General features: G+C 65.4%; 12 protein-coding genes. 5 read left to right on the plus strand and 7 right to left on the minus strand.

The annotated features are described in order from the left end of the window. Positions 1-303, plus strand: a complete 303-nt coding sequence (locus tag ACVWYQ_RS11295; protein WP_057028692.1) for a hypothetical protein — start codon at positions 1-3, stop codon at positions 301-303. A gap of 118 nt (positions 304-421) precedes the next feature. Beyond that, positions 422-1615 carry a CaiB/BaiF CoA transferase family protein gene (locus ACVWYQ_RS11300; RefSeq protein WP_404539514.1) on the plus strand — a complete coding sequence of 398 codons (1194 nt, stop codon included), beginning with the start codon at positions 422-424 and terminating at the stop codon, positions 1613-1615. A gap of 89 nt (positions 1616-1704) precedes the next feature. On the opposite strand, the gene ACVWYQ_RS11305 is transcribed toward ACVWYQ_RS11300, so the two are convergent. From ACVWYQ_RS11305 to ACVWYQ_RS11335, 7 genes are all read right to left on the minus strand, one after another. Next, positions 1705-2571 carry an outer membrane protein gene (locus ACVWYQ_RS11305; protein WP_271537280.1) on the minus strand — a complete coding sequence of 289 codons (867 nt, stop codon included), beginning with the start codon at positions 2569-2571 and terminating at the stop codon, positions 1705-1707. Positions 2572-2739: 168 nt separating this feature from the next. Then, positions 2740-4257: a tripartite tricarboxylate transporter permease gene (locus ACVWYQ_RS11310; protein WP_271537278.1), complete on the minus strand. Its 1518-nt coding sequence runs from the start codon at positions 4255-4257 to the stop codon at positions 2740-2742. 16 nt (positions 4258-4273) lie between these two features. Beyond that, on the minus strand, positions 4274-4816 hold the full coding sequence (locus ACVWYQ_RS11315) for a tripartite tricarboxylate transporter TctB family protein (RefSeq protein WP_036007459.1): 543 nt from the start codon (positions 4814-4816) through the stop codon (positions 4274-4276). A 74-nt stretch (positions 4817-4890) separates the two neighbouring features. Then, positions 4891-5865, minus strand: coding sequence for a Bug family tripartite tricarboxylate transporter substrate binding protein (locus ACVWYQ_RS11320; protein ID WP_271537272.1), 975 nt, complete (start codon positions 5863-5865; stop codon positions 4891-4893). A gap of 155 nt (positions 5866-6020) precedes the next feature. Further along, positions 6021-6818 carry an enoyl-CoA hydratase/isomerase family protein gene (locus ACVWYQ_RS11325; protein ID WP_404539509.1) on the minus strand — a complete coding sequence of 266 codons (798 nt, stop codon included), beginning with the start codon at positions 6816-6818 and terminating at the stop codon, positions 6021-6023. Positions 6819-6875: 57 nt separating this feature from the next. Then, positions 6876-8075 (minus strand): pyridoxal-phosphate-dependent aminotransferase family protein, encoded by a 1200-nt coding sequence (locus tag ACVWYQ_RS11330; RefSeq protein ID WP_404539506.1) that lies wholly within the window; start codon positions 8073-8075, stop codon positions 6876-6878. 146 nt (positions 8076-8221) lie between these two features. Further along, a complete protein-coding gene (locus tag ACVWYQ_RS11335; RefSeq protein WP_404539503.1) occupies positions 8222-9424 on the minus strand; it encodes a pyridoxal-phosphate-dependent aminotransferase family protein in 1203 nt (400 codons plus the stop codon). A 131-nt stretch (positions 9425-9555) separates the two neighbouring features. Between ACVWYQ_RS11335 and ACVWYQ_RS11340 the strand changes: the two genes are divergently transcribed. The 3 genes from ACVWYQ_RS11340 to ACVWYQ_RS11350 all read left to right on the plus strand — a co-directional run bounded on the left by ACVWYQ_RS11340 (position 9556) and on the right by ACVWYQ_RS11350 (position 13791). Then, the gene (locus ACVWYQ_RS11340) at positions 9556-10290 is read left to right on the plus strand and encodes a GntR family transcriptional regulator (protein WP_404539500.1); all 735 of its coding nucleotides are present in this window, start codon (positions 9556-9558) and stop codon (positions 10288-10290) included. A gap of 104 nt (positions 10291-10394) precedes the next feature. Continuing rightward, complete coding sequence (locus ACVWYQ_RS11345; protein WP_404539497.1) at positions 10395-13370, plus strand: FAD-binding and (Fe-S)-binding domain-containing protein; 2976 nt, start codon at positions 10395-10397, stop codon at positions 13368-13370. Next, entirely contained in the window at positions 13363-13791 is a 429-nt protein-coding gene (locus ACVWYQ_RS11350; RefSeq protein WP_157285577.1) for a GlcG/HbpS family heme-binding protein, read from the plus strand. Before ACVWYQ_RS11345 ends, ACVWYQ_RS11350 begins: the two co-directional genes overlap by 8 nt. Positions 13792-13876 lie beyond the last annotated feature (85 nt).

Genomic DNA, 13876 nt, shown 5'->3' on the forward strand with positions numbered 1-13876 from the left:
ATGAAACGACGCACACTCCCGGCCGGCCTGTTTGGCGCCTTGATTGCGCTTGCTGGACTGTCCCATCAACCTCTCGGAGGACTGCCCGTGATGGTGGAGAAGGCCAAGGCAGACGACAGCAGCAAGGCAGGGCGCGCGCCCTCCATGCCGATGGCGCGAGATCCTGCCGCTGCGGTGGCAGAGGAATATGAAGCTGCCCGCCGGAAGGGAACGCGGGAGGCCCTTGAACTCTTCATTGCGCGCCATGGCGATGATCCCCTTGCCGCGCAGGCGCGGGCCGAATTGAAGCGCCTGTCGCGCTAACCTCGCAGACAGCGCCTCAGGCAAGGCATTTCAGCAGGCGGGATCGGCACCGGCCCGGCTTGTCGCGTGATCTCTGGCCACTATGGTAGGCCCGCAACCTGTCCCGGAGCCTTTCACGATGCCCTTCCCGCATGCCTCGGAAGCCCTGTCGCGCTTCACCGTGCTCGATCTGACCCGTGTCCGCTCCGGGCCGACCTGCGTGCGACAGCTCGCCGACTGGGGCGCTAACGTCGTCAAGATCGACGCCCTGACCGAGGATGCCGGCGGCGAGCAGCCGGGCGGGCCGCGGCGCGGTTCCGACTTTCAGAATTTGCACCGCAACAAACGGGCGATGACGCTGAACCTGAAGGACGAGCGCGGGCTCGCGGTGTTCAAGCGCCTTGCCGCCAAGGCCGACGTCGTGGTCGAGAATTTCCGGCCCGACGTGAAGAAGAAGCTCGGCATCGACTACGACAGCCTCGCCGCGATCAACCCGCGCATCGTCTATGGCAGCATCTCCGGCTTCGGCCAGGACGGTCCCTACCACAAGCGGCCGGGCTTCGATCAGATCGCGCAAGGCATGGGTGGGCTGATGTCGATCACCGGCGCACCGGGCGAAGGCCCGATGCGGGTCGGCATTCCCGTCGCCGACCTCAGTGCCGGCCTGTTTTGCGCGATGGGTATCCTCACCGCCCTGCTCGAGCGCGAGGTCTCGGGCAAGGGACAGTGGGTGCAGACCTCGCTGCTGCAGGCCCAGATCTTCATGCTCGACTTCCAGGCCGCGCGCTGGCTGATGGAGAAGGAGGTCGCCAGGCAGGCCGGCAACAACCATCCGACCAGCATTCCGACCGGCGTGTTCAAGACCTCCGACGGCTACATCAACATCGCCACGACGGGCGGGCGGATCTGGGAGCGCTGCGCGCAGGCGATCGGCGCGCCCGAGCTTTACACTCATCCCGACTATGCAACGGCTCCCGCCCGCTCGAAGAATCGCGATGCGCTCAACGCCGAGATCGAGAAGCGCACCGTGACGAAGTCGACCGAGACCTGGGTCCGCGAGCTCAACGAGGCCGGCGTGCCCTGCGGGCCGATCTACGCCATCGACCAGATGTTCGAGGACGCGCAGGTCAAGCATCTCGGCATTGCGCAGGACGTGCCGAACGATGAAGGCCGGCATATCCGCTTGGTCGGCCAGCCCGTGACGCTGTCGCGCACGCCGAGCAGGATGGTGGCGCGGCCGCCGGAATTCGGCGAGCAGACCGACGAAGTGCTGAAGGAGTTCGGCTTCGAGACCGACGAGATCGGAAGGCTCAAAGACGCGAAGGTGGTGTGAATCTCAAGGCCCCTCTGCAACGACAAAGCCCGGCGCGAGCCGGGCTTTGCTTGTTGTTGGACGCCTTGTTGATCTCAGTACTTCGTCGCTCAGTACTTGGCGACCACCGGGCCACCGAACTGATAGTTGATGCCGGCGCGCAGGATGTGGTCTGTGAAGCGAGAGGAAGCACTGGCCGCAATCGTGGGCAACGGCGCGAGCGAGAACGGACCTGACGAGAACCGGCCGAGATCCACATAGAGATATTCGAGCTTGGCGCTCCAGTTCTGAGTGATCTTGCCTTCCACACCGGCACCCAAGGTCCAGCCGACGCGCGTGTCCGATGAAGAGCTGGTCGAGGCGACCGCGACACCAGCCGGCGTGAAACCGGCGATAGTGCCCGTGGTCTTGATCTCGCCGAAGGCCACACCGCCGGTGCCATAGAACAGCACTTTCGGCGTCGCCAGAATGCCGACGCGGCCGCGGACCGTGCCGAACCATTGCAGATCCTGGTCGAGCGTCAGAGTGGTGCCGGCAGCAGCGCCGGGGGGCAGAAAGGTCAGGCCCGGAAGACAGGCGCCGCCTGCAAGGCTGGTGGGGGCGCAGTTGAAGCCGGCGCGCCCCCTCTCGTCCGACCAATTCAGGTCGCCCTCGATGCCGAACACCCAATTCGCGCTCTGCCAGTTGTAGCCGGCCTGGCCACCGGCGACGGCACCGTTCATGTCGAACGAGGCGTTGGTGACGGATCCGGCCGGCGGCACGATCACCGCACCGGTCGCCGTGTTGGTGTAGGTGACGTCAGTGCGCGAACGGCCCCAGCTGTAGCCGCCGTTGGCGCCGACATAGAAGCCCGTCCAGCTCCAGACCGGATCGACCATAGGCGCCTTGACGTACGGCTTTGCCGCGAGATCGGCGGCCAGCGCGCCCGTGGCAAACAGCGACATCGCAGCCGCCATTCCAATCACTATCCGCTTCATGGAGAATTCCCCCTTGCACGATCTTGTGATCGAAATATACGCGCATCCTCACCCAAGGGCTGTGCCGCCGCGGCAACATTCGGAAACAATCGCAGATCGCGGTGGCATCCGGATCAAAGAGCTAACCTTGACATAAGCCATTGATTTAAAAAATATTTCTCTACCACCCTAGGGCGATGTCGCCTTGGTCCCATGCGTCAACCCGACACGGCCGAGCAGGCCGTCGATCACCGGCCAGAACAGCAGCACAATCGCCAGGGTCGTGATCGAGCCGACTAGGCCGTTCGACCAGAACACCTTCAAGGTGCCGCCGGAGCCGATCATCGACAGGCGGAAGGCATCCTCGGCACGGTTGCCGAGCACGAGCGCCAGGGTGAACGGGGCCAGCGGAATGCCGATCTTCTTGAAGACGTAGCCGACCACGCCGAAGCCCAGCATCAGCCAGATGTCGAACATAGCGTTCTGGATGGCATAGGCGCCGATCGCGCAGGACACCACGATCATCGGCGCCACCGCCGCGAACGGCACGCGCAGGATCGAGGCGAAGATCGGCACCGTCGTCAGCACCAGCACGAGGCCGACGACGTTGCCGAGATACATCGAGGCGATCAGGCCCCAGACGAAATCCTTGTGCTCGACGAACAGCAGCGGCCCCGGATTGAGGCCCCACACCATCAGCCCGCCGAGCAGGATCGCGGCCGTGCCCGAGCCGGGAATGCCGAGCGCCAGCATCGGCAGCAGCGCCGAGGTGCCGGAGGCATGCGCCGCCGTCTCCGGCGCGAACACGCCCTCGATGCGGCCCTTGCCGAAGCTCGCGGGCTCCTTGGCGAAGCGTTTTGCCAGATTGTAGCCCATGAAGGAGGCCGCGATCGCACCGCCCGGGGTGATGCCGAGCCAGCAACCGATGAAGGAGGAGCGTAGCAGCGTCACCCAGTATTTCGGCAGATCCTTCCAGACGCCGAGCACGACGCGCAGCGAGATGCTGGCCGCATGCCCGCGCAGCGCAAGGCGCTCCTCCATCGTCAGCAGGATCTCGCTGATGCCGAACAGGCCGATGACGGCGACCAGGAAGTTGATGCCGCGCAGGAGCTCCGGCGAGCCGAAGGTCATGCGCAGACTGCCGGACACCGTATCCATGCCGATGCCGGCGAGCAAAAGGCCCAGCGACATCGAGATGACGGTCTTGTGCTTGGCTTCGCGCCCGAGGCCGACGAAGGAGCAGAAGGTGAGGAGATACACCGCGAAGAACTCGGGCGGGCCGAATTTCAGCGCAAAGGACGAGATCATCGGCGCGAGGAAGGTGATCAGGAGCACCGCGACCAGCGAGCCGACGAAGGAAGAGGTGAACGCCGCAGTCAGCGCCTCCGCCGCCCTGCCCTGCTGCGCCATCGGATAGCCGTCGAAAGTGGTCGCGACCGACCAGGCTTCGCCCGGGATGTTGAACAGGATCGAGGTGATGGCACCGCCGAACAAGGCGCCCCAATAGATGCAGGACAGCATCACGATGGCCGAGGTCGGGTCCATCGTGAAGGTCAGCGGCAACAGGATCGCGACGCCGTTGGGGCCGCCGAGCCCGGGCAGCACGCCGACGAAGATGCCGAGCACCAGCCCGACCATCATGAGCACGAGCGTCTTCCACGTCAGCAGGACGGCAAAGCCGTGGAGCAGGAGACCGAGAGCTTCCATCGCGCGGGGGCTCCGCCTAGCGCCCGAGGGCCGCTTCGAGCGGCCCCTTCGGCATGATGACGTCGAAGGCGACGTCGAAGGTAACGAACATGATGGCCGTGAACGCGAACGCGGTGAGCAGCGACTTCCACAACGCGATCCGGCCGACGAGGCGCATGAAGCCCGCGATCAGGAGAAAGCTCGCGACATAGAGGCCGAGGAACTGCGTCGCCAGGCAGAACAGCGACGTCGGCACGAACACCGCCAGCACGCGGCGGCCTTGCGCGCGCGTGACGAAGGTTCCGGACGAGGCGCGCCGCGCAAGCAGCGCGGCGATCAGACCGTAGAGGCTGCCGCCGGCGAGAATGACGGAGAGATAGAACGGGAAATAGCCGGGCTCCGGCCCGGTCGCGTCCCAGGACGCGCCGGTGCGCCAATTGTCGTAGCCGAGCGTGACCGCGAGCGCGAGCAGCAGCAGGCAGACGACGATTTCGATCGTGCCGGAAGAGACGACGGAAGGGGAATCGTCTTCGGGCGCGGTGGGATCCTCGACGACGATTTCGATATCGGTTTGGGACATGGACTGTTAGGGACGGAGTGCGTTCAATTCTCCCTCTCCCCGTAAGAACGGGGAGAGGGAGAAAAAAGGGACAGCTACTTCGCGACGAAGCCGGCTTCCGTCATCAGCGACTTGTTCAGCGCATCGTCCTCCTCGAGGAACTGCACCATGTCCTTGCCGGTGAGGAAGATCGGCTTCAAGGCCTGCTTCTCCATGTAGTCCTTGTATTCCGCGGTCTGCGTCACCTTGTGGAACAGATCGACGTAGAACGCCTGCTGCTCCGGCGTGACCTTGCCGGGCAGGAACATCGCGCGCAGCATCAGATATTGCACGTCGACGCCCTCCTCCTTGCAGGTCGGGATGTCGGCCCAGGACTGGGTGTCGGTCACCTTGGTCCTATAGGCAATGCGCTCCCTGTCGAACACGCAGAGCGGACGCACCTGGCCGGCGCGCCAGACCTCGAGATTTTCGGATGGGTTGTTGACGTTGGCTTCGGTGTGGTTGCCGACCAGCTGGGTCGCGGCCTCGCCGCCCGACTTGTAGGGCAGATAGGAGAATTTCGCGCCGGTCTTCTGCTCCAGGAACACGGTGAGCACGTGGTCCTCGCGCTTGGAGCCGGTGCCGCCCATCTTGAACGGCGCGCTCGCAGCCTTGGCGGCCGCGACGAATTCCTTCAGCGTCTTGGGGCCCGCGCTGTTGTCCCACAGCACGAACTGGTCGAGCGCGACCACCGCGACCGGCGTCAGCTCGCGCCAGTTGAACGGGATCTTCGCCGACAGCGGCAGCATGTAGATCAGCGAATAGGCGATCAGCACCTTGTTGGGATCGCCCTCGCTGGACTTCATGTACATCAGCGCTTCCGCGCCCGAGGCACCGCCCTTGAGCGAGACCACCACCGGCTGCTTCATCAGATTGTTCTTCTGGATCGCGGCCTGCATCATCCGGGCCATCTGGTCGGAGGCGCCGCCCGCGCCCGCCGCCACCACGATCTCCACCGGTTTCGTCGGCTCCCAGGCCGCAACGGCCGGCGTACTCAACAACAGCGCCGTCGCAGCGCCGAGGGCTTTCACTGGAATTCGCACGAGTTTCGTCCCCTGATGTTTTTTGAGTTGTAGGTGCGGAAAATTCTATCGCTGCATAGTGCGGATTAATCCTGTAGAGTTCAAGCAGACGGGCAATTGCGCGCATATGACTTTCGACTGACGGAGCCGAAAGCCCGTGAGACTTACTTGCCCTTCCAGACCGGCGTCCGCTTGTTGAGGAAGGCATCCATGCCCTCGCGGAAATCCTCGCTCATATAGGCTTTCAGGATCAGGTCCTCGCCTTCCTCGCGCGAGAGCGTGCGGCGGATGCGGCGCACCGCTTCCTTGGTCGCTTCCAGCGTCAGCGGCGCGTGGCTGGCGACGAGCTTTGCAGTCTCGTCGGAACGGCGCTGCAGCGTCTCAACGTCAGGCACGATTTCGTTGAGCAGGCCGAGCGCCAGCGCCTCCTGCGCCTCGACCAGGCGCGCCTTGAAGATCATATCCTTGGTGCGGGCGGGACCGACCAGCGCGACGATGCGGCTGATGTTGGACATCGACAGGCAGTTGCCGAGCGTGCGCGCAATCGGAAAGCCCATCCGCGTCGTCTCGGTGCCGATGCGAAGATCGCAGCAGGCCGCTATCCCTGCGCCGCCGCCGGTGCAGGCGCCGGCGATCGCCGCGATCACCGGCACGCGGCACTGCTCGAGCGTGCCGAGCACGCGATCGATGCGCGCCTCGTAGTCGAGCGCATCCTGCGCGGTCTTGAAGGCGCGGAATTGCGAGATGTCCGTGCCGGAGGCGAACGCCTTGTCGCCCGCGCCGGTCAGGATCAGCGCCTTGATCGAGCGGTCGGCGTTGATCTCCTCGCAGATCTCCGCCATGCGGTCATACATGGCGAAGGTCATGGCGTTGCGCGCCTGCGGGCGGTTGAAGGTGATCCGCGCGATGCCGTCCGTGACGGAGTAGAGCAGGTCTTCGTTGGCAGTCGTCGGTGCGTTCATCGCGCGCTCACTTCCTTCACTACAGTTCAGTCAGGCCGCCCTCAGGCAACCTGAGCCTCAGGCAACTTGAGCCTTGGTCATCGGCACAACGTCGCGTCCCTTGAGGACGTCCATGGCCGCCAATACGCCGCCGCTCCGGTGCGGGATCTTTGCGAGATCGAGGCCCATCTCGACGCCGGCGAGCGTGCCCATCAGCATCAGATCGTTGAAATGGCCGATATGGCCGATGCGGAACACCTTGCCCTTGACCTTGTTCAGGCCGGTGCCGAGCGACATGTCGAAGTTCTCCAGCACCACCTTGCGGAAGGCGTCGGCATCAAAGCCCTCGGGCACGCGCACGCCGGTCAGCGCCGGCGAATGCGCGGCGGGATCAGCACATTGCGTCTCGAGGCCCCAGACCTTGACCGCAGCACGCGTCGCGGCGCTGTGGCGCTTGTGGCGGGTCCAGACGTTCTCCAGCCCCTCCTCCTCCAGCATCTTCACCGCCTCGCGCAGGCCGTAGAGCAGGTTCGTTGCGGGCGTGTAGGGGAAGGTGCCGAGCTTGTTGAAGCTGATCACCTCCTGCCAGTCCCAGTAGGAGCGCATGCCGGGGTTGGCTTTGGCGACCGCGAGCGCCTTCTCCGAGACGGCGTTGAAGCCGAGGCCCGGCGGCAGCATCAGGCCCTTCTGCGAGCCGGCGACCGAGACGTCGATGCCCCAGGCGTCGTGCTCATATTCCATCGAGCCGAGCCCGGAGATGGTGTCGACCATCAGCAGCGCCGGATGCTTGGTGCGGTCGAGGATCTTGCGCACCTCCAGCGGCGGCGTCACGCAGCCGGTCGAGGTCTCGTTGTGCACGACGCAGACCGCCTTGATGGCGTGCTGCTTGTCGGCGGCAAGGCGCTTCTCGATCTCCGCAAGGTCGGCGCCATGGCGCCAGTCGCTCGGGATGAAGTCGACATCGAGCTTGAACTTGTCGGCGATGCCGCGCCACAGCACGGCGAACTGGCCGGTCTCGCACATCAAGACCTTGTCGCCGGGCGCGAAAACGTTGACCATCGCCGCTTCCCAGGCGCCGGTACCGGACGAGGGGAAGATGATCACGGGCTGCTTGGTGCGGAATACGCGCTGCATTGCGGCAAGCACGGCATAACCGAGCTCGGCGAACTCCGGACCGCGATGGTCCAGCGTCGGCATATCCATCGCCCGCAGCACCCGATCGGGCACATTGGTCGGTCCTGGAATCTGTAAGAAATGCCTTCCAGTATGCACGGTCATCGGCGTCCTTCCCGGTCTTGCCTTGGTTTGGTGGCGCCGAATAGCACCATTTGACCGGCTTGTCCTCTCCTCCAAAGGGCCGTTCGTGCATAGCGGGCCGGCCTGCCCTCGGCCGCTCCGTCGCGACCACCTTTGCGTGCCGACCTTTACGTGCCGACGATCTTCAGATGCTGCGCGGCATTGCCCTGCGGGCGCTGCTCCAGCAGCTTCATCGCGACATCCACACCGCCGGAGCGGTGCGGCACGCCGGCCACCGACAAGCCCATCTCGACGCCGGTGAGCGCGCCGAGCAGCGTCAGCGCGTTGCATTCGCCGAGATGGCCGATGCGGAAGACCTTGCCGGCGACCTTCGACAGGCCCGAGCCGAGCGACATGTTGTAATTGTCGAGCACGACTTTCCGGAACTGATCGGCATCATGCCCCGGAGGCATCAGCACGGCCGTGAGCACCGGCGAGAACTCCGAAGGCTCCTGGCACAGCACTTCGAGACCCCAATGGTTGACCGCGGCCCGCGTCGCGGCCGCCAAGCGCTGATGCCGCGCAAAAACATTGTCGAGCCCCTCCTCGAGCAGCATCGCGATCGCCTCGCGCAGGCCGTAGAGCAGATTGGTCGCGGGCGTATAGGGGAAGAAGCCCTTAGCGTTGGGCTTGAGCATCTCCTCCCAGTCGAAATAGGAACGCGGCATCTTGTTGGTTCTGGACGCAGCCAAGGCCTTGTCCGAGATCGCGTTGAAGCCGAGGCCGGGCGGCAGCATGAAACCCTTCTGCGAGCAGCTGACGCTGACATCGACCTTCCACGCGTCGTGACGATAGTCGACCGAGCCGAGCGAGGAGATGGTGTCGACCATCAAGAGTGCCGGATGCGAGGCGCGGTCGATCGCGGCGCGGATCTCGGCGATGCGGCTGGTCGCGCCGGTCGAGGTCTCGTTGTGCACGACCATCACCGCCTTGATGGTGCGCGCGGCGTCTTCGGAGAGCTTGGCCTCGATCACCGTGGGATCGGCGCCGCGGCGCCAGTCGCCCGGGACGAAATCGACCTCGATGCCCAAGCGGGCGGCCATCTGCCGCCACATCGTGGCGAAGTGGCCGGTCTCGACCATCAGCACCTTGTCGCCCGGCGACAGCGTGTTGACGATCGCGGCTTCCCAGGCGCCGGTCCCGGATGAAGGGAAGATCACGACCGGCCCCTTGGTCTGGAAGATCTGCTGGCTGCCTTCGAGTACCGTCCGGCCGAGCTCGCCGAATTCGGCGCTGCGGTGGTCGATGACGGGCATGTCCATCGCGCGCAGGACGCGCTCGGGGATCGGGCTCGGGCCCGGAATCTGTAGGAAATGGCGTCCCTGAGGCATGTGAAGCTCCTTTCCGGCGGGTGATGCAGGCTCCATCGGCTATTTTGCATTCATTCTTTGTCCCTTCAATTGAAATCTGGTATTCGATTTGAGCGTCGACGCGACCAATCGGGCAAATTATTGTGCTGCAAATGAAATCCACGATTCCCGACACCGGGGTTCCGATCACCCCGCTCGCCGGCAATGGCGACCGGCAGGAGGCCTCGCTGCATGGCGAGATCCTGCTGCGGCTGCGCGACTACGTGGTCGAAGGCAATATTCCGGAAGGCGCGCGCGTTCCCGAGCGGCAGCTTTGCGAGATGCTCGGCATCTCCCGCACGCCATTGCGCGAGGCGCTCAAGGTGCTCGCCGCCGAGGGCCTGATCGAGCTATTGCCCAACCGCGGCGCACGGGTGCGCCAGCTCAGCCAGCGCGATATCGAGGAACTGTTCGACGTCATGGCAGGCCTGGAAAGCCTGGCAGGGCGCCTCGCCTGCGAAGCCATAACGGATGCGGAAATCACGGCGATCGAGCAGCTGCACTACGAGATGTACGGCCATTACCTGCATCGCGACATGCACGGCTATTTCCAGGCCAACCAGCGCATCCACGAGAGCATCGTCGCGGCCGCGCGCAACGAGACGCTGAAGATCGCCTACGCCAATTTCGCCGGCCGGATCCGACGCGTCCGCTACTCCGCCAATTTCGCCCGCAAGCGGCAGCGCTGGGCGGAAGCCATGCGTGAGCACGAGGCCATTCTCGATGCATTGCGCCGCCGCGCCGGGAGCGAGCTTAGCGACATCCTGTTCCAGCATCTGCGCAACAAACGGACGGCAGCGATCGAGCACCTGACCGAGCCCCAAGAGGGCGCGCCGGCATCGCCTTGAGGGGCGCCCGGCTTGCCCATTTTGCATTCGCAATATAGTCGGTCAGGAACCACAATGAATATCCCAGCAAGGCTGAGCCTGGCCGGGTCAGTCCGGAATCAGGGATGACGAACGCCTCCTCGCTCGAACGGCGCCTGCGGTCGGAATTGACCGGCGACGTGCTGTTCGACGGCTTCAGCCGCGGCCGCTACGCCACCGACGCCTCGTTCTACCAGATCATGCCATCAGGCGTGGTCGTCCCCAAGACCATGGACGAGGCCCTGCGGGCGCTGGCGATCGCGCGCGACGAGGGGCTGAAGGTCACCCCGCGCGGCGGCGGCACCTCGCAATGCGGCCAGACCGTCAATGACGGCCTCGTGATCGATCTGTCCAAGCACCTCAACCGGATCCTGTCGCTCGACGTCGAAGGCCGCACCTGCGTGGTCGAGCCCGGCATCGTGCTCGACGACCTCAACCGTCAGCTCAAAAAGCACGGCCTGTGGTTTCCGGTTGACGTCTCCACGGCCTCCCGCGCCACCATCGGCGGCATGGCTGGCAACAATTCCTGCGGCGGCCGCAGCCTGCGCTACGGCACCATGCGCGACAACACGCTGTCGATGGAGGCCTCACTCGCCGACGGCACGCTGAGCCGTTTCGGCGAGGTCGCGCGCGATCTCTCCGACCTCGAGGCCGGCGACAGCACCCGCGCCCTGTTCCGCGACATGCTCGACCTCGGCGCCCGCGAGGCCGACGAGATCGCCGCGCGCTTCCCGAAGGTGCAGCGCCGCGTCGGAGGCTACAATCTCGATGCGCTGGTGCCACGCAATGCGCCGAACAACATGGCGCATCTCTTGGTCGGCTCGGAAGGCACGCTCGCCTTCACCACCAAGGTCGAGCTGAAGCTGTGGCCCGTGATCCGCAACAGGGCGCTCGGCGTCTGCCATTTCGGCAGCTTCTACGAGGCGATGGACGCGGCCCAGCACCTCGTCAAGCTCAAGCCGATCGCTGTCGAGCTGGTCGACCGCACCATGATCGCGCTCGGCCGCGACATCGCGATGTTCGCACCCGTCATCTCCGCGGCGATCAAGGGCGATCCCGACGCCGTGCTGGTGGTCGAATTCGCCGAAGAAGACCAGTCGGACAATCTGGTGCGCCTCAAGCAGCTCGGCGAGTTGATGGGCGATCTCGGCTTCGGCTGGAACAACGACACGCGTAAATGGGGCGGCGTGGTCGAGATCACCGAGCCGGCGCTGCAGAGCGGCATCGCCGATTTCCGCGCGGCCGGCCTCAACGTGATGATGTCGATGAAGCAGGAGGGCAAGCCGGTCTCCTTCGTCGAGGACTGCGCCGTGCCGCTGCCGCACCTCGCCGACTACACCGCACGGCTGAACGAAGTGTTCGCCAAGCACGGCACCAGCGGCACGATGTATGCGCACGCCTCGGAAGGCTGCCTGCATGTGCGCCCCGTTCTGAACCTGAAGCTGGAGAAGGACGTCAAGGCCATGCGCGCCATCGCCGAAGAGGCCTTCGCCCTAGTGCGCGAGTACAAGGGCTCGCATTCCGGCGAGCACGGCGACGGGCTGGTGCGCTCCGAATTCCACGAGGCCATGTTCGGCGAGCGCCTCGTCGCCGACTTCAGGGAGGTGAAGCAGCGCTTCGATCCCGCCGGCGTGCTCAATCCCGGCAAGATCGTCGATGCGCCCAGGATGGACGACCGCTCGCTGTTCCGCTTCAAGCCGGACTATCGGGTCGGCGAGCTGAAGACGAAGCTCGACTGGTCCGCTTATCCCGGCGCCGGCAGCGGCTTCCAGGGCGCAGTCGAGATGTGCAACAACAACGGCGCCTGCCGCAAGCTGGAGGGCGGCGTGATGTGCCCGTCCTATCGCGCCACGCGCAACGAGAAGGACGTTACCCGCGGCCGCGCCAATACGCTGCGGCTTGCGATCTCCGGCCAGCTCGGCCCGGATGCGCTCTCTTCCGACGAGATGATGGAGACGCTCAAACTCTGCGTCTCCTGCAAGGCCTGCCGCCATGAATGTCCGACTGGCGTCGACATGGCCAAGATGAAGATCGAGGTGCTGGCCGCGCGCGCCGCTTCTCACGGCCTGACGCTGCGCGACCGGCTCGTCGGATATCTGCCGCGCTATGCCGGCCTTGCTTCGCGCTTCGCGCCGCTGGCGAATTTGCGAAACAGCAGCCCGCTGCTGCGAAGGCTGTTCGAGCGCTTCGCCGGCATCAGCGCACGCCGGACCCTCCCCGCCTTCCGCCGCGATGTGTTCGTGCCGCCCGCCGAAAGCATCGGCCCGGAGACCGGCCGCGAGGTCGTGCTGTTCGCCGATACCTTCAACTGCATCTATGAGCGCGAGAATCTGGACGCCGCTCTGCGCGTGCTCACGGCCGGCGGCTATCGCGTGCATCTGCCAAAACTTGCGAGCGGCAGCCGTCCGCTGTGCTGCGGCCGCACATTCCTGTCAGCCGGCCTCGTTGACGAAGCCAAGGTCGAGCTCGACCGGCTGGTCTCGGCCTTCGCGCCATACGCGGCGCGCGGCGTGCCGATCGTCGGCCTCGAGCCGAGCTGCCTCCTGACGCTGCGCGACGAGCTCGCTTCACTGCGCAAGGACGACGAGGCCAAGGCGATCGGCGCCCACGCGCTGACCTTCGAGGAGTTTCTGGTGCGCGAGGCCGAGGCCGGAAGGCTGCAACTGCCGCTCGGCATCGTCGCCGACAAGGCCGTGGTGCATGGCCATTGCCATCAAAAATCCTTCGGCGCCTTCAAGCCGGTCGAGCAGGTGCTGCGCCTCGTCCCGGGGCTGAAGGTCGAGACCATCGAGTCGAGCTGCTGCGGCATGGCTGGCGCGTTCGGCTATGGCGCGGACACCTACGATGCGTCGATCGAGATGGCCGAGCTGTCGCTGCTGCCGGCCGTGCGGCGCGCGGACCCGGATACGCTAGTCGTCGCCGATGGCACCTCCTGCCGGCACCAGATCCACGACGGCACCCAGCGCGAAGCGCTTCACGTCGCGCGCGTGCTGGCCATGAGCCTCGATCGCGCCAAATCCAACGCCACCTCTCCAGCTGCAAAGGAAACCAGCCATGGCTGACCTCACCCTCGACACCGCCCGAAAAATCCTCGACGCAGCCTTCGCGAAGGCCGGCGAGCTGAAGCTGAAGCCGCTGGTCGTCACCATCCTGGACGCGCGCGGCGTGCTCAAGCTCGCGGCGGCGCAGGACGGCACCAGCCTGATGCGCGCCGAGATCGCGCATGGCAAGGCCTATGGCGCGCTCGCCATGGGCATGGGCTCGCGCGCTTTGTTCCAGCGCGCGCAGGAGCAGGCCTATTTCGTCGATGCCGTGAACACGATCGCCAAGGGCGCACTGGTGCCGGTCCCCGGTGGCGTGTTGATCATGGACGGCGCGACCCTGCTCGGCGCGGTCGGCGTCTCCGGCGATACGTCCGACAATGACGAGGCCTGCGCGGTGGCGGGGATCCAAGCGGCGGGGCTGAAGGCGAACGCGGGGTGAGATCGTCATTCAGGGGGCGCGCGCAGCGCGAGCCCGGAATCCGTCGTGCAGCAGATCATATCGACAAATGGATTCCGGGCTCGCG

Source organism: Bradyrhizobium sp. USDA 3397, assembly GCF_054060965.1.

Coding starts and splice junctions, on each gene's coding strand:
- ACVWYQ_RS11295 (WP_057028692.1), top strand. CDS start 1: ATGAAACGACGCACACTCCCGGCCGGCCTGTTTGGCGCCTTGATTGCG.
- ACVWYQ_RS11300 (WP_404539514.1), top strand. CDS start 422: ATGCCCTTCCCGCATGCCTCGGAAGCCCTGTCGCGCTTCACCGTGCTC.
- ACVWYQ_RS11305 (WP_271537280.1), bottom strand. CDS start 2,571: ATGAAGCGGATAGTGATTGGAATGGCGGCTGCGATGTCGCTGTTTGCC.
- ACVWYQ_RS11310 (WP_271537278.1), bottom strand. CDS start 4,257: ATGGAAGCTCTCGGTCTCCTGCTCCACGGCTTTGCCGTCCTGCTGACG.
- ACVWYQ_RS11315 (WP_036007459.1), bottom strand. CDS start 4,816: ATGTCCCAAACCGATATCGAAATCGTCGTCGAGGATCCCACCGCGCCC.
- ACVWYQ_RS11325 (WP_404539509.1), bottom strand. CDS start 6,818: ATGAACGCACCGACGACTGCCAACGAAGACCTGCTCTACTCCGTCACG.
- ACVWYQ_RS11330 (WP_404539506.1), bottom strand. CDS start 8,075: ATGACCGTGCATACTGGAAGGCATTTCTTACAGATTCCAGGACCGACC.
- ACVWYQ_RS11335 (WP_404539503.1), bottom strand. CDS start 9,424: ATGCCTCAGGGACGCCATTTCCTACAGATTCCGGGCCCGAGCCCGATC.
- ACVWYQ_RS11340 (WP_404539500.1), top strand. CDS start 9,556: ATGAAATCCACGATTCCCGACACCGGGGTTCCGATCACCCCGCTCGCC.
- ACVWYQ_RS11345 (WP_404539497.1), top strand. CDS start 10,395: ATGACGAACGCCTCCTCGCTCGAACGGCGCCTGCGGTCGGAATTGACC.
- ACVWYQ_RS11350 (WP_157285577.1), top strand. CDS start 13,363: ATGGCTGACCTCACCCTCGACACCGCCCGAAAAATCCTCGACGCAGCC.